Origin of the sequence: Litoreibacter janthinus (assembly GCF_900111945.1) — a bacterium.
Lineage (GTDB): Bacteria > Pseudomonadota > Alphaproteobacteria > Rhodobacterales > Rhodobacteraceae > Litoreibacter > Litoreibacter janthinus.
Genome location: NZ_FOYO01000001.1, coordinates 517,938 through 539,277, shown reverse-complemented (window position 1 = coordinate 539,277; position 21,340 = coordinate 517,938). Strand labels below are relative to the sequence as shown.

General features: G+C 56.5%; 22 protein-coding genes. 16 read left to right on the top strand and 6 right to left on the bottom strand.

Annotated elements, in window-relative coordinates; genetic code table 11:
* The first annotated feature begins 13 nt into the window (after nt 1-13).
* The 7 genes from BM352_RS02755 (at nt 14) to BM352_RS02725 (ending at nt 6,079) form a co-directional block, all read left to right on the top strand.
* Nucleotides 14-940: a LysR family transcriptional regulator gene (locus tag BM352_RS02755; protein WP_090212223.1), complete on the top strand. Its 927-nt coding sequence runs from the start codon at nt 14-16 to the stop codon at nt 938-940.
* A 65-nt stretch (nt 941-1,005) separates the two neighbouring features.
* Nucleotides 1,006-2,112 (top strand): 3-isopropylmalate dehydrogenase, encoded by a 1,107-nt coding sequence (leuB, locus tag BM352_RS02750; protein ID WP_090212221.1) that lies wholly within the window; start codon nt 1,006-1,008, stop codon nt 2,110-2,112.
* Between the two features lie 10 nt (nt 2,113-2,122).
* Complete coding sequence (locus BM352_RS02745) at nt 2,123-3,091, top strand: DMT family transporter (protein WP_090212218.1); 969 nt, start codon at nt 2,123-2,125, stop codon at nt 3,089-3,091.
* An 87-nt stretch (nt 3,092-3,178) separates the two neighbouring features.
* Nucleotides 3,179-3,865 (top strand): cupin domain-containing protein, encoded by a 687-nt coding sequence (locus BM352_RS02740; RefSeq protein WP_090212211.1) that lies wholly within the window; start codon nt 3,179-3,181, stop codon nt 3,863-3,865.
* Between the two features lie 8 nt (nt 3,866-3,873).
* Nucleotides 3,874-4,242, top strand: coding sequence for a hypothetical protein (locus tag BM352_RS02735; protein WP_090212209.1), 369 nt, complete (start codon nt 3,874-3,876; stop codon nt 4,240-4,242).
* Between the two features lie 50 nt (nt 4,243-4,292).
* The gene (locus BM352_RS02730; protein ID WP_090212208.1) at nt 4,293-5,354 is read left to right on the top strand and encodes a glycosyltransferase family 4 protein; all 1,062 of its coding nucleotides are present in this window, start codon (nt 4,293-4,295) and stop codon (nt 5,352-5,354) included.
* Entirely contained in the window at nt 5,351-6,079 is a 729-nt protein-coding gene (locus BM352_RS02725) for a glycosyltransferase family 25 protein (protein WP_090212206.1), read from the top strand. Before BM352_RS02730 ends, BM352_RS02725 begins: the two co-directional genes overlap by 4 nt.
* On the opposite strand, the gene BM352_RS19260 is transcribed toward BM352_RS02725, so the two are convergent.
* The gene (locus BM352_RS19260) at nt 6,076-8,754 is read right to left on the bottom strand and encodes an FkbM family methyltransferase (protein WP_139229779.1); all 2,679 of its coding nucleotides are present in this window, start codon (nt 8,752-8,754) and stop codon (nt 6,076-6,078) included. The genes BM352_RS02725 and BM352_RS19260 overlap by 4 nt on opposite strands.
* Nucleotides 8,755-8,905: 151 nt before the next feature.
* On the opposite strand from BM352_RS19260, the gene BM352_RS02715 reads away from it, so the two are divergent.
* On the top strand, nt 8,906-9,928 hold the full coding sequence (locus BM352_RS02715) for an aspartate-semialdehyde dehydrogenase (RefSeq protein ID WP_090212200.1): 1,023 nt from the start codon (nt 8,906-8,908) through the stop codon (nt 9,926-9,928).
* 66 nt (nt 9,929-9,994) lie between these two features.
* A complete protein-coding gene (locus BM352_RS02710) occupies nt 9,995-11,644 on the top strand; it encodes a DUF4139 domain-containing protein (RefSeq protein ID WP_090212198.1) in 1,650 nt (549 codons plus the stop codon).
* A gap of 1 nt (nt 11,645) precedes the next feature.
* Here BM352_RS02710 and BM352_RS02705 read toward each other — a convergent pair whose 3' ends face one another.
* The 3 genes from BM352_RS02705 to BM352_RS02695 are packed head-to-tail and all read right to left on the bottom strand — an operon-like array spanning nt 11,646 to nt 13,610.
* Nucleotides 11,646-11,957 (bottom strand): P-II family nitrogen regulator, encoded by a 312-nt coding sequence (locus tag BM352_RS02705; RefSeq protein WP_090212196.1) that lies wholly within the window; start codon nt 11,955-11,957, stop codon nt 11,646-11,648.
* A 3-nt stretch (nt 11,958-11,960) separates the two neighbouring features.
* Nucleotides 11,961-12,938, bottom strand: a complete 978-nt coding sequence (locus tag BM352_RS02700; RefSeq protein WP_090212193.1) for a sodium-dependent bicarbonate transport family permease — start codon at nt 12,936-12,938, stop codon at nt 11,961-11,963.
* A gap of 24 nt (nt 12,939-12,962) precedes the next feature.
* Nucleotides 12,963-13,610, bottom strand: a complete 648-nt coding sequence (locus BM352_RS02695; protein ID WP_090212191.1) for a carbonic anhydrase — start codon at nt 13,608-13,610, stop codon at nt 12,963-12,965.
* Between the two features lie 145 nt (nt 13,611-13,755).
* On the opposite strand from BM352_RS02695, the gene BM352_RS02690 reads away from it, so the two are divergent.
* From BM352_RS02690 to BM352_RS02680, 3 genes are all read left to right on the top strand, one after another.
* Nucleotides 13,756-14,136, top strand: a complete 381-nt coding sequence (locus tag BM352_RS02690; RefSeq protein WP_090212188.1) for a hypothetical protein — start codon at nt 13,756-13,758, stop codon at nt 14,134-14,136.
* A gap of 80 nt (nt 14,137-14,216) precedes the next feature.
* Nucleotides 14,217-15,614 (top strand): leucyl aminopeptidase family protein, encoded by a 1,398-nt coding sequence (locus BM352_RS02685; RefSeq protein ID WP_090212185.1) that lies wholly within the window; start codon nt 14,217-14,219, stop codon nt 15,612-15,614.
* Nucleotides 15,611-16,438 (top strand): C40 family peptidase, encoded by an 828-nt coding sequence (locus BM352_RS02680; protein WP_090212183.1) that lies wholly within the window; start codon nt 15,611-15,613, stop codon nt 16,436-16,438. The genes BM352_RS02685 and BM352_RS02680 overlap by 4 nt, the downstream gene beginning before the upstream one ends.
* On the opposite strand, the gene BM352_RS02675 is transcribed toward BM352_RS02680, so the two are convergent.
* Both BM352_RS02675 and BM352_RS02670 read right to left on the bottom strand, forming a co-directional pair.
* Entirely contained in the window at nt 16,435-16,776 is a 342-nt protein-coding gene (locus tag BM352_RS02675) for a DUF2794 domain-containing protein (RefSeq protein WP_090219786.1), read from the bottom strand. The genes BM352_RS02680 and BM352_RS02675 overlap by 4 nt on opposite strands.
* Nucleotides 16,777-17,013: 237 nt before the next feature.
* Entirely contained in the window at nt 17,014-17,823 is an 810-nt protein-coding gene (locus BM352_RS02670) for a DUF4198 domain-containing protein (protein WP_090212181.1), read from the bottom strand.
* Here BM352_RS02670 and BM352_RS02665 point away from each other — a divergent pair.
* From BM352_RS02665 to BM352_RS02650, 4 genes are read left to right on the top strand one after another with little or no spacing between them, the layout of a single operon-like run.
* Complete coding sequence (locus BM352_RS02665) at nt 17,822-18,973, top strand: HupE/UreJ family protein (RefSeq protein ID WP_245780894.1); 1,152 nt, start codon at nt 17,822-17,824, stop codon at nt 18,971-18,973. The genes BM352_RS02670 and BM352_RS02665 overlap by 2 nt on opposite strands.
* Before the next feature lie 21 nt (nt 18,974-18,994).
* Nucleotides 18,995-19,978, top strand: coding sequence for a phosphatase domain-containing protein (locus BM352_RS02660; protein WP_090212178.1), 984 nt, complete (start codon nt 18,995-18,997; stop codon nt 19,976-19,978).
* A gap of 9 nt (nt 19,979-19,987) precedes the next feature.
* Nucleotides 19,988-20,926, top strand: coding sequence for a DMT family transporter (locus BM352_RS02655; protein WP_090212176.1), 939 nt, complete (start codon nt 19,988-19,990; stop codon nt 20,924-20,926).
* Between the two features lies 1 nt (nt 20,927).
* A complete protein-coding gene (locus BM352_RS02650; RefSeq protein WP_090212173.1) occupies nt 20,928-21,263 on the top strand; it encodes a DUF1294 domain-containing protein in 336 nt (111 codons plus the stop codon).
* The last annotated feature ends 77 nt before the right edge of the window (nt 21,264-21,340 follow it).

The following is a 21,340-nucleotide window of genomic DNA, read 5'->3' as shown; positions in this document are numbered from 1 at the left end:
TATTCACAATTGAATGGGACGTATTGACAGACTCGACTGGACCTTGATCCAAGCTTTCCTTGCCGTCGCGGCTGAAGGTTCGCTTTCGGCGGCTGCCCGCGCGCTGGGCGTCAGTCAGCCAACTCTTGGCCGACAGGTCAAACTGATGGAAGAGCAGTTGGGCATTGCGCTGTTTTATCGTCAACCCAAGGGGTTAAGCCTGACCAGTGAGGGCGAGGCGTTGCTTCCCCATGCGAAGGCCATGGCAGCAGCGGCTTCGGAGCTTGCGACCACGGCGGCGGGGCATGACAACTCATTGCAGGGGACGGTGCGGATCACAGCAAGTGAGTTTACTGCGATGTATTCGCTGCCGCCAATTCTGGCGCGTCTACGTATCGACCATCCAGATATCCAAATTGAACTGAATTCAACCGACCTGAGCGAAAACCTGTTGTTCAGAGAAGCCGACATTGCCGTTAGGATGTATCGGCCGACGCAGTTGGAAGTTGTTACAAAGAAGCTGGGCGTGCTTGAACTTGGCTTCTTTGCGTCCAAAAACTACCTGCAACGGCGTGGCTCACCGATGAGCATCGAGGAGCTGATGCAGCATGACCTTTTGGGGTATGACCGCTCGGAACGCTTTATTCGCGGCGCCGCCAAGTTGGGATGGCAACTGTCACGTCATGACTTTGTTTTCAGGTCCGATGCGCAAAACGTTCATTGCGAAATGATCCGCGCTGGTGCGGGAATCGGCGTCATGGCGTGTTGCTTGGGCGAGAGCTTTGATGACGTCGAGCAGATCCTCCCGCATTTCCCTGTTCCTGGGTTGGAGATATGGCTGACCACGCATGAGGCATTGCGTCATACGCCGCGCGTTGCGGCAGTCTGGCGCGGGCTGGAGAAGGGTTTGACGCCGGTGCTGTCCCAAGACAGCTCAATCCCTGTCATGCATTCCCCTTAGTAACTTGACCCCATAGGCCGCGCGCGATACCCCGCAAGGGACCAATTTTTGACGGAGCGCATCCTATGTCTAACCCTTCTATTTTGATCCTGCCGGGCGACGGCATTGGCCCTGAAGTCATGGCGCAAGTGACGCGTATCATCGACTGGTTCGGTGAAAAGCGCGACCTCAAGTTTGACGTCGAAACCGACCTTGTTGGCGGCGCTGCCTATGACAAGCACGGCGTTCCCCTTTCCGACGAGACGATGGCCCGAGCGCTTGAAGTCGACGCGGTTCTGCTTGGTGCTGTTGGCGGTCCAAAATACGACAATCTGGATTTCTCTGTGAAGCCGGAACGCGGTCTTCTGCGTTTGCGTAAAGAGATGGACTTGTTTTCGAACCTGCGACCAGCTCAGTGCTTTGACGCGCTTGCGGACTTCTCCTCGCTGAAAAAAGACATCGTATCCGGTCTCGACATCATGATCGTGCGCGAATTAACCTCCGGCGTGTATTTCGGGGAGCCTCGCGGCATCCACAAAGAAGGCAACGAACGCGTGGGCATAAACACCCAGCGTTATACCGAATCCGAGATCGCGCGTGTCGCACGCTCTGCATTCGAGTTGGCGCGCAAGCGGAGCAACAAAGTTTGCTCGATGGAAAAAGCCAACGTCATGGAATCCGGTATCCTGTGGCGCGACGTTGTGCAGGAAATCCACGACGCGGAATACCCTGATGTAGAGCTGTCGCACATGTACGCCGATAACGGCGCTATGCAGCTTGTCCGCGCGCCCAAACAGTTCGACGTCATCGTGACTGACAACCTGTTCGGCGATGTGCTGTCCGACTGTGCGGCAATGCTGACAGGCTCGCTTGGTATGCTCCCGTCGGCGTCGCTGGGCCTGCCCAATGCTGAAGGCCGCCCAAAAGCGCTTTACGAGCCGGTGCACGGCTCCGCGCCAGACATCACTGGTCAAGGCAAGGCAAACCCTATCGCCTGTATCCTGAGCTTCGCAATGGCTCTGCGCTATTCGTTTGATGAAGGTGCCGAGGCGACCCGTCTTGAAAAAGCCGTTGAGAAAGTTCTGGCTGACGGTGTCCGCACCGCTGACCTTATGGGCCCTGACGGCGGCACGCCGGTTTCGACAACCGAAATGGGCGACGTCATTCTGGAGGCGCTGGACGCCAGCCTGTAGGAGAAACGCTATGAACCCGAACGCCAAAGGCGCCTTACTCGCACTGGTCGCGTTCGGGATATTCTCCACGCATGACGTTGTTATTAAGGTATTGGGCGGCACCTACTCGCCCATACAGATCGTGTTCTTCTCGGTCGTCCTTAGCTTTCCATTGGCAACGATGTGGCTGCTACGGGACCAAACCCACGGGACGCTTTTGCCTCGCCACCCGTACTGGATGATCGCGCGAACTGTTGCGGCGGTTATCACCGGGTTCTCTGCGTTCTACGCGTTTTCGGTGCTTCCACTGGCGCAAGTCTACGCAATCATTTTCGCATCCCCCCTTCTGATCACTGTGCTTGCTATCCCGATACTGGGTGAAGAAGTCCGGCTGCGCCGGTGGATCGCGGTTCTCGTAGGGCTTTGCGGGGTATTGGTTGTGCTGCGTCCGGGTCAGACCGATTTAGGCTTGGGCCATTTGGCAGCGTTGGCCTGCGCGGTGTGCGGTGCGATTGCTTCGGTCATTGTCCGCAAGATTGGACGGGAGGAACGCACCGTCGTCATCATGCTTTATCCCATGATGGCGAACTTCTTGATAATGGGCGCCCTGTTGCCGACGGTCTATGTTCCGATGCCAATTGAAGACATTGGCCGGATTGCAATAATCGCGCTGTTTGCGTGGGTCGCGGGTCGTTTTCTCATCGCCGCTTACAACACGGGCGAAGCGGTGATCGTCGCTCCAATGCAATACAGCCAGATCTTGTGGGCAACGGCCTATGGCGCGTTCTTCTTCGATGAGTATCCGGATATCGGCACGCTAATCGGATCGTCGATCATCATCGCAAGCGGCTTGTATATCGTGCTGCGCGAAAGCCGCTCCGCTACGTCCGAAACGCCGGTGCTTCGCACGCGCTCCCGGCCCGAAACCGGCACTTCACCACGCATTGGACCGTTTCTCTGGCCGCTTCACCCGAAGAGAAGGCGGGCGGGCAAGCCATAGGCGTCGGATTTTCTCACAGTGTCGTGTGACTCGATTGCTATCGCGCCAATCCCCGTTAGCTTCGGTGAAAGATAATCGGAGACCGAGATGGACCTGAATTCAGACTTTTCTAAACGCGTGGTTGTTCATTCCAGCAAGACGCCTTGGGTGCCGTCTCCGATGCCTGGCGTCGATCGGCAAATGTTGGATCGCATTGGCGACGAGGTCGCTCGGGCGACATCGATTGTTCGCTACGCGCCCGACAGTCATTTTTCAGCGCACACGCATACGGGTGGCGAAGAATTCATCGTTCTGGATGGGGTGTTTCAAGACGAGCATGGCGATTTCCCTATCGGCACATACGTCCGAAACCCACCCACTACGAGCCATACACCGGGGTCGGACGAGGGGTGCACGATTTTCGTGAAGCTGTGGCAGTTTGATCTGAATGACCGAACCTCTGTCACAGTGAACCTGAATGACGTCGAACTCGTGCCAGATGATAGCCGGCCAAATGTAAACTTGGCCGTTTTGTTTCGCGATGAACGAGAAGAGGTCCGTGTCGAGTCTTGGGATCCGGACGCGGAGGTGGACTTGGACGTACCACAGGGGGCGGAGGTTCTTGTTCTCGACGGGACCGTTATCGAAGGTGCCAACACCTTGGACAAGCATGACTGGCTTAGACTTCCGGTGGGATCGACACTGAATGCACAGGCGGGGCCACGCGGTGCCCGCGTCTGGATGAAACTCGGTCACCTTCCCTACGCTGAAGAACCCAACTTTGCCGCTGATTAGGGTCTGTTTTGTACGACGGCGATAGCTTCTTCACATTGACAGCTCCGAAGCAAGCCGGCCTGCTTGTGCTGTCGGCGCTGTTAATGTTTGGCTGGGTCTATGGATGCTGGCGGTTCAATGCTGAAAGAAAACTGATCCTACGCTTGTTTATAGCACTTGCGTCGTTCATGGCGTTCGTTTGGCTGTCGCCGCAGATCTATTACCAATACTATCGTTTGATTTTCGAGGGCTTGCCCGCTCAATTCGTGATTGGTTGGCCCGAAGGCCTTGGGCACATCGTGCGGCTTTTGACCTTCCAATCTGACGCGACCCTATCTGCCCACAGCCAAGGGATTCTGGGATGGGTTTTGTTCGTTTCAGCGTCCCTCAGGCGCTGACCACCGTCTTACAGTTTGCGCGTCTCGCCCGCCTCGCGTAGTCAAAAGACATGACCAAGACGCCGCCCCTCTTTGTGACGAACTTCAACAAGAATTTTACCGGCGTGTCTGCAACCGCCGCAGGCGTTGTGCGTGCTCAGGCGAAGGGAATGCGCCTTCATTTGGTTGGCCACCCTTTGCCGGGTTGCCCTGATCCGATTGATCTACCAACCGCCCGCGCCTTGTCGCGGCTCGCTCCGGACAACCACCCGTTTGCCATCTGGCATGTGCGGCGCAACACCGAAATGCGCGCGGCGATCTGGGCGCGGGATATTCTTCGGATCCCGATTCGTATCGTTTTCACCTCCGCTGCGCAGCGCAGGCATTCTGCATTTCCGCGTTGGTTGATTTCGCGCATGGATGCTGTGATTGCCACAACCGATGCTGCGGCGACCTATGTTCCGCATGTGAGAGCTGTCGTGCCTCATGGCGTCGATACTGACGCCTTTCATCCCGCTCCTGACCGGGCCTCGGCTTGGGCCGCCACGGGTTTTCCGGGGACGCGTGGCATTGCAACGGTCGGGCGCATTAGGTCCGAGAAGGGAACAGACCAGTTCGTAGATGCTATGATCCGTGTGCTGCCGGACCATCCTGATACCACGGCGCTGGTCATTGGTCGGGCAGGGGGATCGAACGAGACGTTTTTGACAGACCTGAGATCGCGCATAGCGAAAGCGAATCTCACCGACAGAATCCTGTTTCCTGGTGAAATAGAGCCTAATCAGCTGCGGATGATTATGCGCGGACTGAGCCTTCTCGTACCACTTCCGCGATATGAGGGATATGGGATGACGCCATTGGAGGCTATGGCGTCGGGCGTGCCATTCGTGGCGACGGATACCGGGTATTTTAAGGCCTTTTCCGCACAAGGCAAAGCGGGCTGCGTGGTTCCCCTAGGCGATATTGATGGTGCAGTGGCGCATGTTCAGCATTTGTTGGGCGACTCGCGGCAGCTCAAGAAAATGTCAGATCGTGCCCTTGAAGTTGTGCGTGCGCAGTATGGCATTCAGACCGAAGTTAATGGCATAAACGCGGTCTATAATCAGCTTTGGAACGAGGCAGCCAGCGGATGACCGAAACTTTCATCATCCATCTGGAACGCGCGGCGGGTCGTCGCCCGCACGTCGACAACATTATGCGCATGTCGCCTTATCCAGCGCGCATTTGGCCTGCATGTGACGGCGCTGCTATGGATGCTAAAGTTCGTGATCAGTTGGTTTCAAGTGAGTCATTGTTTCAACCAACCTATCCCTTTGCATTATCGATGGGCGAGATCGGGTGTTTCGAGAGCCATCGCACTGTGTGGCGTCACATGGTTGAAAACGAGCTGGCTGCCGCGCTGATCCTTGAAGATGACGTTGCCATCGACAAAAACGTGCTTACCGCAGCACTGGCCTTGGCCGAGGCACATATTTCGAATTTGGGATACATCCAGTTTCAAGTGCGTGAGGTTAAGCCCCCGTTTTCGGTTGTGGAGCAGTCGGGCAAGACGTCTTTAATCCGGCCTGAAATCATCCCGCTGCGCACATCGGCGCAATTGGTCAGCCTTGATGCTGCCCGTGCGCTGTTGGCCGCGAGCGCACAGATTGACCGCCCCGTTGATGGCTTTCTTCAGCTATTTTGGGAAACAACGATCCGCCCACATTGTGTTGTCCCTTCTGGTGTGTCCGATCTGACGCAAGCATCGGGCGGAAGCACAGTTTCGCGCAGGCGTAGCCTTATGCAGAAGCTGAAAGCTGCCGCTGATCGGTGGACATATCGCCGCCGGATTGCCGAGCTTTCCCGCCAGAACAGCTAGGGTTTAGTTAACTCATAAAGAGAGTTGTTTCGCGTGCGTGCCACGAGTGAGTAGCCGCGCAGTGCGAAGGCTCTTGTGCAGCCGGGATAATCAGCCTCAGGATAGGGGTGCTCAATTACAATACGGCGTGGCAACAGGCTTTCGGGCGCCTCGGTTATGAACGGAGCGAGCGCTTTGTCTTCGTGGCCCTCTATATCGATCTTAAGGCCATAAATCTGTGTGATGCTGTGCTCTGCCAGCAGTGCATCAAGTCGGCGAACCGGCATTTCCCCATCCGGGGTTTCTTCTACAGCGACGATGGCCAGATCGTCTTTGCGGATCTGAAGATCGCCACGCCCTTCCTGATCGCTGACCGCGCAGTGGATGACATGAAGATTGTCCAACTTGCTCGCTGAGGCGTTCCAAGTCAGTCGATCCACCATGAGCGGATTTGCATCGACGGCGATGGTGCGCCCGCTCGGAGCGCACCGCGCCATCGGCTGTGCGTAAAGCCCAATGTTGCAGCCCAGATCCACGAAGTTGGCGTCGATTGGCGCGTCCTTTATCAGGAAGTCCAGGTCCTGGCCGTTATAGTCGGGATTGAGCAGCAGGCCATACTCGATCAAGTTGTTTTCGCCGCGGATTCGATAGGCACAATCTCGGAAGTGAATGTCCAATTTGCCGCGCCCCGCAGCCAGCACTAAGGAGGTCCAGCCGCCCCGAAATACGCCACGTTTCAAGGGTGTCGATTTCCCTAGCGCGATCATCGCGCGCTGAACCAGGTTTGGCGCAAAATGGCCAAACGCAAACTGGTCGTCGGCGTCGTCGAGGTTGCGTTCCTTGCCACTAAGGCTACGCCATATACCGGACCCTGTGCTTCGTATCGCGTTCTTTGCACTCACGGGGATATCTCCGGTAAAGGGTTTAGTTCCAGTTTGGAATTGTAGGTCATGAAGCCGCGCGTAAATTCCGCCTTTGTCGATCAGCTCGTCATGCGGGCCGCTCTCGGCAAGCTCTCCGTGGTCGAGGACCAGAATTTGATCGGCATCCCGCACTGTAGAAAGGCGGTGGGCAATAACCAGTGTCGTGCGCCCCTTTGACAGGCGCTCCAGCGCTTTTTGCACCACCTTCTCGGATTCTGCGTCCAATGCGCTGGTCGCCTCGTCAAGAAGCAGAATAGGGGTGTCACGCAACAGGGCGCGTGCGATGGCGACACGCTGACGCTGGCCCCCTGACAGGTTGCTTCCCCGCGGGCCAACGGCAGTTTCCAACCCGTCGGGCAGGTTTTTCAGGAAGTCACTGACATGGGCGTCGTCCAGAACCTGTTGCAGCTGCTTCTCGTCAACGTCGTCACGACCAAGGAGGATATTTTCGCGCAAGGTTTCATCAAATAGCAGCGCGTCTTGCGACACGACAGAGAACAGACCACGCAGTTGCGACAATGGCATATCCTGAATGTCGACGCCGCCAATCGTGATCCTGCCAGCAGCGGGATCAACCAGTCGCGTCAGCACATTGAACACTGTGCTTTTACCTGCGCCAGACGATCCAACCAATGCAGTTGTAGTGCCGGACGCTGCGCCAAAGCTCAGCCCGTTCAGAACAGCTTTATCGCCATAGGAAAGGGCTACGTTCTCGAACATGATGGACGATCCGTCCAAATCTGCGTCTGCGGCCAACCGGTCTATTACGGCGGGTTTGGTGTCAAACAAGCCAAAGATACGGCTGAGGCTCGCGATCATCATCTCCCAATAGCCTAAAACGCCGCCCAAGCGCCGCATCGGCTGGAAGGCCAAAGACATTGCGGTGAAAAAGCTCATGAACTCGCCGATGGTCTTTTCGCCTGCGATAATCTGCGGGCCCCCGTAAAGCAGAACGCAGAAAAAGCCGAAGCCGACCGCAAAGTCGACCAAGGCAGGCACGGTCGCCTGCCCGATTGTCGTTTTGATCGTGGCTTTAACCCAAGTATCGGACAAACCTGAGAAGTTCTCAGCCTGATAGGCTTCCATCCGGTTCAGCTTGATCGGAGTGATGCCATGAAAAACCTCGTCCAGACGTGTGGTGCGTTTTCCCGCCACGTCGCGCAGGTAGTTGGACTTGCGTCGCACATAACGCTGCACAAGCAGGCTTGGGACAACCAAAAGGGGCGCGCCTACGATGGCGACCAGCGTCCATTTCCAATCAATCGACAACGCCACCCCAAGGAGCGACAACAACGCGATCAGGTCGCGGCCGGCGCTGACCAGTATCATGTTCCACAGGCTTTGGATGGCGGTCACATCGCCTTGCACACGCTCGATCATTGATCCGGGTGAGGTGCGGGAATGAAAGGCGTTGTCTAGGGTCAGTGTATGGCGGAGCAAATCCAGTTGAACTTCGGTCGAAGCACGGTAGGACACGCCGGTCAGAATGCTTTTGTGAATGATTCCGGTCACACCACGGATGACAAACAGCGCAAATATTCCAAGACCAACCCACCAAATGGCACTTTCGCGGCCTTCGACGAAAACTAGGTCGAACATGGGCTGCAGCATATAGCTGAGCGCACCCAAGGTGCTGCCTTCGATGACCATGAACACGAAGGCGAGGACGAGCAAAATCCAGTGTTTGCGAAGATATCCCCGCCACAAACGCGCAAAGAGCTTCCCGCCGCTGTCGGTCGACTGGGCCAAATCTAGGTCTGAGGGATTGGTCAAGAAATGGCTCACACATGGCTACTTTGGCGATCTGTGTAACGCAGTTTTGCGCGGCGCGGCAAGGCTGGGGCAACATGGCCCTTCCCCAACGGCCTGCAAAAGAGTATCAGGCCCCGTCTGAAACAAGACCTATAGAAGGATCAAAGGGATCATGGGTTACAAAATCGTCGTCGTAGGCGCCACGGGCAACGTGGGTCGCGAGATGCTGAACATTCTGGATGAACGTCAGTTCCCAGTGGATGCAATCGAGGCTTTGGCCTCCCGTCGTTCAATCGGCACCGAAGTTTCTTTCGGCGATAAAACCCTGAAAACCAAAGACCTGGACACCTTCGACTTCACCGGCTGGGACATTGCGCTGTTTGCTGTTGGATCTGAAGCCACAAAGAAATACGCGCCGAAGGCTGCCTCTTCCGGCTGCATTGTGATCGATAACTCGTCGCTTTACCGCTACGATCCCGACGTGCCTTTGGTGGTTCCTGAAGTGAACCCTGAAGCTGTGCTGGATTATCACAAGAAAAACATCATCGCGAACCCCAACTGCTCCACGGCACAGATGGTCGTCGCGCTGAAGCCGTTGCACGATCGCGCGCGCATCAAGCGGGTTGTCGTGTCTACCTACCAGTCGGTCTCTGGTGCGGGTAAAGAGGGCATCGATGAGCTTTGGGATCAAACCAAGTCCATCTACAATCCAGTGGACAACAAAGTGTTCAACAAGTTCACAAAGCAGATCGCGTTCAACGTGATCCCGCATATCGACGTGTTCATGGAAGACGGCTCCACCAAAGAAGAGTGGAAGATGGTCGCTGAAACCAAGAAGATCGTCGACAAAAGCATCAAGGTTACCGCGACCTGCGTCCGCGTGCCTGTCTTCGTGGGTCACTCGGAAGCAATCAACATCGAATTCGAAGACCACCTTGATGAAGACGAAGCGCGCGACATCCTGCGCGAAGCACCGGGCGTCATGGTGATCGACAAGCGCGAAGACGGTGGCTACGTGACCCCGGTCGAATGCGTCGGCGATTTCGCGACCTTCATTTCGCGCATCCGTCAGGACAGCACGATCGACAACGGCCTGAACCTGTGGTGCGTGAGCGATAACCTGCGCAAGGGTGCCGCCCTGAACGCAGTACAAATTGCCGAAACCCTTGGCACACGCGTGTTGAAAAAAGGCTAGGCTTGCAAAGCCTTCACTGACACGAAAGATTGGGCCTCAGATCATTTGATGTGAGGCCCTTTTCCAATGTTTCGTTCGCTTGCCCTATCCGCCGTTCTTTTGTCTTCCGCAGCCTTTGCCGAGGACGTTCAGGTGGTTGCACCTGTGACGTCTGTCACCGTCTATCCGCAGGGCGCCACTATCACCCGTGTAATCTCGGCGGAGCTGCCGCAGGGCAAGCATCGTATTCTGGTTCCCTACCAAGCTGGCAGCAGCAATGGCCCGCCCCGCGTGAAGTCGCCAGATGGCGTGGCAATCGGTGCGATTGAGGTCTTGAACGACTTTCTGAGTGACCCGAAAGCGGCCTACTCCCCTGAGCAGACGGCCGCGTCCGAGCGTGTCGATGCTGCTAAAGATGCTTTGCAAGCGCTAGAGGACGTTGTCGTGCGTGGCAGATCGGTCGTGGAAGCGCAAAGCGCTAAGAACGCGTATTTGCGGTCCCTAACCGGCGCTTCGCTAACCGGAGCCGATGCCGAGGCGATGCGCGCAGCAAGCGACATGGTTGCGGAAGAACTGGCGAAAGCATGGACAGAGCAATATGCGGCTTCAGTTGCTTTGCGCGATGACGAGAAAGCCCGCGACGAGGCCAAGAAATCCCTCGCACAGGCCGAGCTGGACTTGCGCCGCTTATCCCCGCCAACGGGCTCTGTGACCATTCTGGCCTTGTCCGTTGAGGCTGCAAACGCAGGTCCGGTCAATCTGACATTGAACACCCTGAATTATAACGCGGGCTGGCGGGCGGATTACGACCTGAACCTGACCCGCGGTGATGATGCGCGCGTCGCGATGGAGCGTAAGGTCGTCATGTATCAATCTACCGGAGAATTATGGTCGGATGTTGATTTGGTCCTGTCGACAGCGAACCCGTTTGCGCAGGTGAACCCGACCGAGCCCTATCCGTCTCAAGCGTTCATACAGGCGAAGGGCAAGGCAGGCCCTAGCTCCGTTGTTAGGTCTGCACCGCAAGCGGAGTACAGCCTTGATCTGGCCCGTGCCGATGAGGGTGCACCAGAACCGGTTCTGGCTGCTCCTCGCGCCCAAGCCGTTATTGACGGCCTGTCTGTTACCTATGAATATCCTGACACAGTAAGCCTTGCCACTGGCGGCGGGGAGTTGATCCTTGCCCTAGACGATTTCACCTTCGACGCTCGTGAATTTAATCGTGCGGCGCCCCGTTTCGACCAAACCGCGTTCTTGATGGCGGAGTTCACCAACTCCACGCAGGAACCCTTCCTGCCCGGTCAGATGTCGGTCTCCCGTGACGGCGTTTTCGTCGGCCGCAGCGCTTTGCCGCTGATCCCTGCGGGCGACGAGGCCGAAGTGTCCTTCGGCACGCTCGAAGGCCTGCGCCTCGAGTATAAATTGCTGGACAACGACACAGGCGACCGTGGCTTCCTGACTTCCAGCAGTACTCGGATGCAGCAGATGGAGTTCTCGGTGGAAAACCTACTTGCCACGACAGAAGAGGTCCAAACCATATTCGCGCTGCCCTATGCAGAGCAGGAAGATCTCAGCATCACAACAAGTTCGCGCCCGTCACCGGATGAGAGTGATTTCGAGCAAAAGCGCGGTGTGTCTGTCTGGAACCTTGAAGTCGGTCCGGGCGAAAAGAAAACCGTGCGCGTGAACGTCGAGATGGACTGGCCCGAAGGGCAGCAGCTGTTCTGGCAGCCGTAGCCTAGAACCGCTCCGCCCGAAGCACCTGACAGTCGGTCACGGTCACGATGCCGATATGCCGCTCGACCACTGCGAACGCTGCGTCGAGCAGTTTGTCCAATTTGTCGGGATGCACGATGCAAATGACCTGAACCATGCCGCCCGCGCGGCTCACCTGACCTTCGCGACTCCAAGGACCGGACCGCCCTGATCCGCCAAGCACAGGAAGGATTGAATAGCCCGAAACGTCCGCCGTTTGCAGTGCGTCGGTCAGGCGGCCTTCCATTACAGCCTCGATGGTGATCACTACGCGTTTGGCGTCATGCGTTTGCATCGGTCATCCTCCAGTAGCTTGGCTGGCAATCGCGATATAGGTCGGGATGCCAAGGGTCAGGTTGAAGGGAAACGTGATCCCCAAAGATAGTGTCAGATAGATCGACGGATTGGCCTCTGGCAATGCCACGCGCATTGCCGCCGGAACAGCAATGTAGCTGGCGGAAGCGGATAATGTCATGAACAACGCCACGCCACCTGTGGACAGCCCCAATAGCAGACCCACGGCCAGACCGAACACGCTGCCAACGATTGGCATAAGCATCCCAAATGCGAACACGCCCGGTGTCAGATACCTGCCGCTATCACGCAACCCGCGCCCCGCGACAAGGCCCATATCCAGCAGGAATAGACACAGAACGCCTTGAAACGGCGAGACGATAAAGCTTGCGATTTTATCGAGGCCATCCTGACCTGTGATTGCACCGATCGCGAAACTACCGACAAGAAGAACGATGGAGCCATTCAACAGGATCTCCCGCCACAGCGCGCTGTCCATCTGGCTGTTGCCCGACATGCGAGAGACGAGCCAAAGCGCTGATAGGATCGCAGGGGCTTCCATCACAGCGGCTACTGCCACCATATATCCCTCAGGGTCCAAACCGCGACCTGTCAGGGCGGTCGAACACGCAACGAAGGTCACGATGGAAATGGAGCCATAGTGACCGGCAACAGCAGCAGCATCTGTCGTGCTGAGCTGGGTCATCACGCGCAGCAGCCCGAAAGCAACAAACGGTATAACGGCCGACAACATGCAACCGGCAAGCAGCGACAGCACCAGCCCGCCATCGACCCCATGGGCCGCGACTGATGCCCCGCCTTTGAAGCCAATGGCGAACAATAGGTAGATCGACAGCGCTTTGGCGGCCGCTTCCGGGATCGTCAAATCGGAGCGAGCGAAGGCCGCGAGGACCCCCAGAACAAAGAACAGAATTAGCGGTGACAACAGATTGTCAGCCGCCAGCGCAAGCACGTCGCTCATATCTGATCTCCGGTTGAAGAGGGTCTAAACTGGCGAAAAGCCCGCCTCGGGAAGGTAATGCTCCAGGCCGCCTTCGCCGATATCGGTCCAAAGGCCGTGCAGGCTCAACATGCCTTGCTCCATCTCTTTGGCGATGAACGGGAACCCTGCGAGGTTTTCCAGCGAAACCAGCACGGCCTCTTTTTCCAATGCACTACGTCGTTCTGCTTCGTCCTCGATGTCTTTCACGCGTTCATAACCGGGTCGCAGAATGTCCATCCATCGGCCGATAAAACTGGTCTTCTCTTCCAGTTCCGGCGCGTGACCAGAACACATGTCATGGCACCCGTTGACGCCACCACAGTTAGAATGACCAAGCACAATGATGTGCGCAACTTTCAGCGTCCCTACGGCGTATTCAATCGCTGCCGAGGTGCCGTGGTATTCACCATCAGGATTATAGGGCGGCACCAAGTTGGCGATATTCCGGTGAATGAAAAACTCTCCCTGCTCAGCGCCGAAAATAGAAGTTACATGAACGCGGCTGTCGCAGCACGAAATCACCATAGCACGCGGATTTTGACCATCTGTTGCAAGGCGCCGATACCAAGGCTCGTTCTCGGTATATGTTGTTGCCTTCCAGCCATGGTAGCGGTTGATCAGGTAGGACGGCAGGGGTTTTACTTGGCTCATGGGTTCCCTCTGAGAATTTCGAACATAACTACGGACAATTGACGCGAAATTCGAGGGAAAACTGGTTCCTTGGGCAAGACTTTGTTCAACTCCAACGCAGAGAGTTGCACTGTGCTTTGAGGGGGCACGGAATTAGGGGTGCGGTATGCAAGATATAGTGAAGCTTGAACTACGCGAGCCAGTGCGGGTTGATCCGGACCGGTTGGTGGAACTGTGTGTGTCGATGGGTGAAACTCGAGCAGAGGCAATGATCACTACCGCGATGGAGGAACTTGCAAGGGGCATGGTCGAAATCGAGGATGCCTACTCGGCGCAGAACATGGATATGCTGACGTCGCGCGGCGATATCCTGGTAAAGACTGCGCGGCATATTGGGATGACCACATTTGCCCGTGTAGCTGACGACGTCGTCTCATGTGCACGGTTGCGCGAAGGAATCCCGCTAGCTGCCACATTGAACCGTCTTCGGCGCATCGCGGATCGCTCGCTCAGCGCGGTTTGGGATATGCAGAATTTGCCAGGGTAGCACTGGATTGTCTGCACACGTGTACTTGCAGATTGCGCCTCAAGCAGTAGGCTGGGTTTGCAGCACCAAAGGCAATCAAAATGTTGAACCACACAAGGCTAAGATTTGCCGACGCCAGCGATGGCGCGGTCCAACTTCTGGCATTAGACCAAGATGCATTTAGTGACTGGCTAAAGACCCAACCGAAAAGTGTGCAGACCTGGGTCAAAGCGCAAGGGTTCAAGGCTGCATCCGGGTCGGTTTGCATTGTTCCCGGCGAGGGTGGATCTATCGCGATGGCTTTGGCCGGTTTGGGCGACGCAACATCGCGGGCTCGTGGTCGCTTTGCCATGGCAGCGGTCGCAGAGAAGTTGCCGGCAGGAACCTACCAGATCGCAAGCGGTCACCCCGCAGACGAGATGGAGGAACATGCGCTTGGCTGGCTTTTGTCGCAATACGCGTTTGAGACGTACCGTGCGCAGCCACCTCACGCGGCGCGTCTGGTTTGCCCCGACGCGCTAGATCGTGAACGGATCGAAGCGATTGCGGCTGGTGAGGCGCTGACGCGCGATCTGATCAATACTCCGACCGCAGACATGGGGCCCGACAACCTTGAAGCCGCCGCCCGCGCGCTGGCTGAATCGCATGGCGCGAAGATCGATGTGGTGGTTGGCGAGGCCCTGCTGGACCAAAACTTTCCAATGATCCACGCGGTGGGGCGGGCATCCGCGACAGAGCCACGCTTGATCGATATGACATGGGGAAATGCTGGCCCGACACTGGTTCTGGTCGGCAAGGGCGTATGTTTTGACACCGGCGGCCTCAATATCAAACCCGGCGCCTCGATGGGGTTGATGAAGAAAGACATGGGTGGCTCTGCGACGGTTCTGGGTTTGGCGCATATGATTATGGCTTTGGGCTTGCCTCTGAAGCTTCGCGTCCTGATCCCTGCGGTGGAAAACTCTATCGATGGCTCCGCATTCCGACCACAAGACATTCTGACCTCTCGCAAAGGGTTGACTGTCGAGGTGAACAATACCGACGCTGAAGGGCGCCTTGTCCTTGCAGATGCACTGGCTTTGGCAGACGAAACCCCGCCTGATTTGATGATCTGTATGGCTACTCTGACGGGTGCTGCGCGTGTCGCGGTCGGGCCAGACATCTCTCCGTTCTTCACGGATGATGTCCCCTTCGCGGATGCGTTGAGAGACGGCGCACGAACCGCACGCGATCCGGTGTGGGAAATGCCTTTCCACGCTGCTTACGAGCCATTGATCGAGCCGGGCATCGCCGATCTCGACAATGCGCCAAAGGGCGGCTTTGCCGGCTCAATCACGGCGGCACTTTTCCTGCGACGGTTCGTGTCTAACACGGCAAGGTTTGCACATTTTGACATCTATGGCTGGCAACCAGCCGCCGCACCCGGTCGACCAAAGGGCGGCGTCGGGATGGGCGCACGTGCCATTCTCGCAGCCCTACCCAAGGCATTGAACCTATGACACATGATCCACGCGTCACCCCCGCCAACGGGCGTATTGCTGCCAGTTACCTGAAAGGCGAAGTTGACGCGCCGCAATATACTGACGGCGATATCGCCCAATGTGGCGCGGCCGTTGCGGATATCACAGGCAAGCCCGAAGGCCGCCGCACCTCGCAATTGATTTACGGTGATCTCTTCAACGTGCTGGAGCGGCGGAACGGATTTGCGTTCGGGCAGGCGGTGCATGACGGTTATTGCGGGTATGTGCAGGAAGATCTTCTCGACCGGCCGCATGACGCAAGCCACTGGGTATCGATGCCCTGCACCCATATTTACCCCGGCCCTAATATGAAGTTGATGAACAACGGCGCGCTCTATCTTGGCTCCGAGGTTCAGGTGATGGAGGAAGAGGGGCGCTGGTCGCGTTTGTCCAACGGGGGTTATGTTCCGTCGATGCACTTGCTGCCGATCGGCCAACGTATGAATGATCCGGTGGCGGTGGCAGATCTATATCTGGGCACGCCATATCTTTGGGGCGGCGGCACACGGCATGGCGTTGACTGTTCGGGTCTGGTTCAGGTGGCATGGCGCAGTTGCGGGATGGATTGTCCGCGCGACAGCGATATGCAGGAAGCGGAACTGGGAAGCGCCGTGTCGCTTGAAGATGCTCGGCGCGGAGATTTGATATTTTGGAAGGGCCACGTCGCTTTGGTGTCGGGCGAGAACACGATCTTACATGCAAATTCGTTTCATATGGCGGTCGCTTACGAGCCGCTGGATGATGCCATCGCACGTATCGAGGCTGCGGGTGATGGGCCGGTAACGTCGGTCAAAAGGGTTTAGTCGACAGCGCGGATAAGTTTCTTTTCCAAGACGCGAAGTACCTGTTGAAGGTCGGCACCACGTTTGAGAATGCGACCGTCCATGCCGATCACCGAATAGGTTTGCTGTTTGGTCGCCAGCTTCGGGCGCTTTTCGATGCGGTAGATGGGATGCTCTGCGGCGCGACGAAAGATAGAAAAGACTGCCACATCCTTCAGCATTGAAATGCCGTAGTCGCGCCATTCGCCTGCGGCCACCATGCGACCATAAATTGTTAGTATCTCACCCAACTCTCGCCGCTGGAATGCAACCTTTTCAGATTGGCTGGGGCGGAATGGGATCGGGGCGTTCTGGTTCATATTGACATGGTGGTCCGCGTTTCGTCTCAAATCAAGTGTTGCCTTTAAATTGCCGCGCGATGACCTGCGCATGACCACGCTTCGTCCCTTAAGCGGCCTCACTTATCGTCGAAACAAGACTTGTAGCGAGTGTGAACTCAAGCTCGACGCGGTGTGATCAGCCCCCACCCAGATCGCCGCGTCGGGTGCTACGTGATTAAGGAGCCCTCAGTCTGATCGTCAGGCTGGGGGTTTCTTCTATTCTGGAACCTTGAATGTCAGGGACGCCCAGATGGAAGACCAGACCGGGTACTTGGTCGCGTCCCCCTCTTCGAGCGGAAGCAACGCGACAGCGTCAACAAGGTATTCATGGCCGCGGGAGACAGGGAACGTTCCGATGCCGTCCGCATCCGTGCGATACAGTGTTATTGTAACTTCTCCGTCCGGTGCCTTGTCGAAAAGCTCAATCTGGGCATTCACGCGCGGCTTGCCATCCATAAGAACTTTTACCGGAAACTGATCGACGGTGTCTGTATAAGGGTTGGCGAGTGCGACGATCTCGGTTTTTAAACCAACCTCGCGATCTGCTCCGGCGCCATCGCCCACAGCGACAAGGCTTTTGGCGTAGCGACGATAACGCTCCATAAACCGATCAGTCGGGAGGCCGCGTTCCATGTGTCGCGTCACGGCCCATTCGAAATCCTTGTGCTTGGCAAACTTCTCGAATTTTTCCATCTCTTTGTAGGTCAGGATGTTGTCTCCGGTCTCATGCACGATAGTTATTAATCCGTCGGCAGGCGATGTCATGCCCAACGCGGGTGTGTCGCCGAGCCGTCCTGTCACGGGGATCACTTGGTCGCCTGCTACAAGATCGAAGCGCTCGAACTGGTTGGGATTGAAGGAATACGATGCGCCACCGAATTCCTGACCAACCCGAAGATGGGCTTGAATCTCGCCACCTTTCGGGGTTTCGTAGACCTCCGGCGAGATCCAGAACTCGTGCGCTTGGGCGGAAGTCGCCGCCCACAAAAACAATGCAACGGTGCGAAAGAGGCGGAGAGACGACATGACGTTTCCTTTGAAAAACATGCCCTACATGCTGGGGCAACTTGTGCTGTTGTCAATGCTTGCAGTGATCACTTTGGCGTCTAGCGTGGCGGCCCACGAAATCCGTCCGGCGATTGCTGATGTGACCTTGTCCGAAGATTCCGTTACGATGAAAATCCGCATGACTGCTGAACCGCTGATAGCGGGTATCAATCTCGAAGGCTTGCAAGACACGAATGAGGCGCCTGACGCCGATCTATACGATGCCTTGAGAGCGCTGCCACCGGAGGACCTGAAAACGCGGTTCCAGACTGCTTGGGCTAACATTGCCAGTGGAATCACCGTTTTGGCAGGCGAGGCGCCGGTTAACCTTGAGTTGGTATCAGTAGACGTTTTGGATCAGCCTGATCTGGAACTGCCACGAGACACAACGATTGAGTTGCGTGGTGTTCTTCCATCTGACGCAAGCGATGTGCAGGCCGGATGGAAAGGTGCGTACGGGCCGATTATTATTCGCCAGACCGAAGGCGGCGATGACGCCTATGCGGGTTATCTGGAAAATGGTGCTTTGAGCGAGCCACTCCCGCGCGCGGGAGCTGCGACCGAAAGCGCTATGTCGGTATTCGTGCGCTACATCGGAGTGGGCTTCGATCACATTATTCCAAAGGGTCTGGATCACATCCTGTTTGTACTAGGGTTGTTCTTTCTATCACTTCACCTGCGCCCCTTGATCACACAAGTCACCGTTTTTACCGCGGCGCATACAATTACTTTGGCGCTGGCGAGCCTTGGCTACATTTCGGTCAATCCTGCGATTGTTGAGCCGTTGATTGCGGCATCCATTGTCTACGTCGCGGTTGAAAACATTTTCACCAGCCGCATCACATGGTGGCGCCCCATTGTGATTTTCGCATTTGGCTTACTGCATGGCATGGGCTTCGCATCCGTGTTGGGGGAGTTCGGCTTGGCTCCCGGACGCTTTGTTGCGGGACTTATCGGCTTCAACGTCGGCGTCGAAGTGGGGCAGCTTACGGTCATTGCGCTTGCGTTCCTCGCCGTTGGGTACTGGTTTGGTAAGAAGCCGTGGTACCGCGCGCGCATCTCGATTCCAGCGTCGGTCTTTATCGCAATCGTTGGCGGCTATTGGGCTGTAGAGCGGGTGTTTTTGTAATAGAGCGTAGGGCGCGCGACCATGAAGCGTATTCTCCACCTCGCTGCGCTCAAGCTTGAGACCCTTATAGATCGCTGGTTCGGGCGCACTGGAAAGGGTCGTGTGATTGACCCTTATATCGGTTACGCTACACCCGAGTCGTTGGTCATACGGGGTCGCGTGCTGTCCAAAATCGCGCGAAACAAACCAGCCGATGGTCAGCGCCTAATGACAAACATCCGACAGATGCTTTCGCTTTTTCTGACTGACGAAGTTGCAGACGTGACAGTGAGGGCGGGTGAGACATCAGCCACCAGTGATGACGAGGGATATTTCAGTCTGACACTTCCGCGCCTTCAAGCTTCGGGCTGGCACGAGGTTGCCGTAAGCATTGAAGGCTTTGAGGATCTTGCCACTTGCCCTGCATTGGTCCCCCGAGAGGATGCTCGGTTTTTGGTGATATCGGATATCGACGACACAATGATTGAAACCGGTGCCTATGTGTTGTGGAAGAACCTTTGGACGTCACTTACAGGCAATGCGCTAACGCGTCGCGTGTTCGCGGATGCGGTTTCTATGATGACTCGGCTTTCGGATGAAGGACGCAATCCCGTCTTTTATGTGAGTTCCAGCCCATGGAATTTTCACTACTTTCTGGAGCAGATTTTCACCCATGCAGCGTTGGTTCGCGGCCCCATGTTCCTCCGTGATCTTGGCATAAGCGAAAGCCAGTTTGTGACCGGCACCCATGGCGATCACAAAGGCAGCAGCATCGACACCATCCTTGCGGCCAACCCGACCCTGCCCGCAATCTTGATTGGGGATACCGGTCAGCATGATGCTCAGGTATACCTTGATGCGATTGCCCGACATGCTGGTCGCATACACGCCGTCGTTCTGCGTGAGCCTGGCCCCGGTCCGAATGCCGAGGTTCAAGGCACAATGATGCAGATCGAGGCTACGGGCACACGACTATATCACGCGCCCGACTTCAAAGGCATGGAACCTGAAGCAGGGCTATCCTAGGGTGCGTTCATGGATACCCCCAAACAGAACACCCTGATTGCCATACTGTCCAAGCTCGGCGCTGTGATCTTCTTTATGGGTATGGCGACACTCATTAAAATCGCTTCCGTTCGCGTGCCACCGGGGGAGACGGTGTTCTTCCGATCTTTCTTTGGGCTGCCAATAATCCTCGTCTGGATCGCGATGCGAGGCGAGTTGCGCACAGGTTTGAAAACCGACAACCCGCTTGGCCATTTCTGGCGCGGCCTTGTCGGGGTCACGGCCATGTCGATGGGCTTTGCGGCTTTGGGATTGTTGCCCTTGTCCGAGGTGAAAGCGATCCAGTACGCACAGCCGGTTCTTGTCGTCATATTCGCAGCAATGTTCCTTGGTGAACGCGTCCGCGCGTTTCGTTTGACGGCCGTCGCGCTTGGGATGATTGGGGTCCTGATCATTATGTCGCCTCGCCTGACCGCGTTTTCAGACGCCGGCAAAGATCCCTATCTGGCAATCGGAGCAATCCTCGCCTTCGGGTCAGCTGTCATGGCTGGGTTGGCGCATGTTTTCGTGCGCAAACTCACCATGTCGGAGCCGACCTCAGCGATCGTTTTTTGGTTCGCAGTTACTGCCTCCACCCTATCCTTCATGACTTTGCCATTTGGGTGGGTTTGGCCCACTGGCCCCGAGGCTGCCGCTTTGATCGGTGCGGGCCTATGTGGGGGGATCGGCCAGATATTCCTAACATCCAGCTACCGATACGCCGATGCATCCGTGGTGGCCCCGTTTGAGTATTTCTCGATCCTGCTTGCGCTTGGGATTGGCTATTTTGTGTTCGCCGAGGTGCCGACAGCGGTAATGCTCGTTGGTATCGCGCTGATCGTTTGTGCCGGCATCTTGATTATCTGGCGCGAGGGGAAGCTGGGCAAAGAGCGCAAGCAGGCCCGCAAAGCCATGACGCCACAGGGGTAGTATGCCGGACTCACTGTTACCTTTGGCGATTGCCGCGGCTTACTTGGGCTTGGTGAACCTTCTGACTTACACTTTATTCGCCTTCGACAAGCGCAGATCGCGCATGCGTGGGGGCAGAATAAGTGAGTCCAATCTGTTGATGTGGTCTGCTGTCGGTGGCACGCCCGCTGCCAAAATCGCTCAGAAGCGGTTGCGCCACAAAACGGTGAAGCAACCTTTCGCGCGGCAACTGAACATGATCATCTGGGTTCAGGTTCTTGTCGTTGTCATCGTCGCGTTCCCACAGGTTCGCGCCCTTCTTTGGCAGGGAGTGGATCTCGCTAGAAGCCAGTTTTAAGGGAAGTGTTGAAGACTGAGTTTATCCATACCTCCAAATTCCTAGATTTTTGTGCTAGGGTATCTCGACAACCAAAA

What these genes read in the sequence shown, in the direction of transcription:
- BM352_RS02755 (WP_090212223.1), top strand. Translation starts at nt 14, where the DNA reads ATGGGACGTATTGACAGACTCGACTGGACCTTGATCCAAGCTTTCCTT.
- leuB (WP_090212221.1), top strand. Translation starts at nt 1,006, where the DNA reads ATGTCTAACCCTTCTATTTTGATCCTGCCGGGCGACGGCATTGGCCCT.
- BM352_RS02745 (WP_090212218.1), top strand. Translation starts at nt 2,123, where the DNA reads ATGAACCCGAACGCCAAAGGCGCCTTACTCGCACTGGTCGCGTTCGGG.
- BM352_RS02740 (WP_090212211.1), top strand. Translation starts at nt 3,179, where the DNA reads ATGGACCTGAATTCAGACTTTTCTAAACGCGTGGTTGTTCATTCCAGC.
- BM352_RS02730 (WP_090212208.1), top strand. Translation starts at nt 4,293, where the DNA reads ATGACCAAGACGCCGCCCCTCTTTGTGACGAACTTCAACAAGAATTTT.
- BM352_RS02725 (WP_090212206.1), top strand. Translation starts at nt 5,351, where the DNA reads ATGACCGAAACTTTCATCATCCATCTGGAACGCGCGGCGGGTCGTCGC.
- BM352_RS02715 (WP_090212200.1), top strand. Translation starts at nt 8,906, where the DNA reads ATGGGTTACAAAATCGTCGTCGTAGGCGCCACGGGCAACGTGGGTCGC.
- BM352_RS02710 (WP_090212198.1), top strand. Translation starts at nt 9,995, where the DNA reads ATGTTTCGTTCGCTTGCCCTATCCGCCGTTCTTTTGTCTTCCGCAGCC.
- BM352_RS02705 (WP_090212196.1), bottom strand. Translation starts at nt 11,957, where the DNA reads ATGCAAACGCATGACGCCAAACGCGTAGTGATCACCATCGAGGCTGTA.
- BM352_RS02700 (WP_090212193.1), bottom strand. Translation starts at nt 12,938, where the DNA reads ATGAGCGACGTGCTTGCGCTGGCGGCTGACAATCTGTTGTCACCGCTA.
- BM352_RS02695 (WP_090212191.1), bottom strand. Translation starts at nt 13,610, where the DNA reads ATGAGCCAAGTAAAACCCCTGCCGTCCTACCTGATCAACCGCTACCAT.
- BM352_RS02690 (WP_090212188.1), top strand. Translation starts at nt 13,756, where the DNA reads ATGCAAGATATAGTGAAGCTTGAACTACGCGAGCCAGTGCGGGTTGAT.
- BM352_RS02685 (WP_090212185.1), top strand. Translation starts at nt 14,217, where the DNA reads ATGTTGAACCACACAAGGCTAAGATTTGCCGACGCCAGCGATGGCGCG.
- BM352_RS02680 (WP_090212183.1), top strand. Translation starts at nt 15,611, where the DNA reads ATGACACATGATCCACGCGTCACCCCCGCCAACGGGCGTATTGCTGCC.
- BM352_RS02675 (WP_090219786.1), bottom strand. Translation starts at nt 16,776, where the DNA reads ATGAACCAGAACGCCCCGATCCCATTCCGCCCCAGCCAATCTGAAAAG.
- BM352_RS02665 (WP_245780894.1), top strand. Translation starts at nt 17,822, where the DNA reads ATGACGTTTCCTTTGAAAAACATGCCCTACATGCTGGGGCAACTTGTG.
- BM352_RS02670 (WP_090212181.1), bottom strand. Translation starts at nt 17,823, where the DNA reads ATGTCGTCTCTCCGCCTCTTTCGCACCGTTGCATTGTTTTTGTGGGCG.
- BM352_RS02660 (WP_090212178.1), top strand. Translation starts at nt 18,995, where the DNA reads ATGAAGCGTATTCTCCACCTCGCTGCGCTCAAGCTTGAGACCCTTATA.
- BM352_RS02655 (WP_090212176.1), top strand. Translation starts at nt 19,988, where the DNA reads ATGGATACCCCCAAACAGAACACCCTGATTGCCATACTGTCCAAGCTC.
- BM352_RS02650 (WP_090212173.1), top strand. Translation starts at nt 20,928, where the DNA reads ATGCCGGACTCACTGTTACCTTTGGCGATTGCCGCGGCTTACTTGGGC.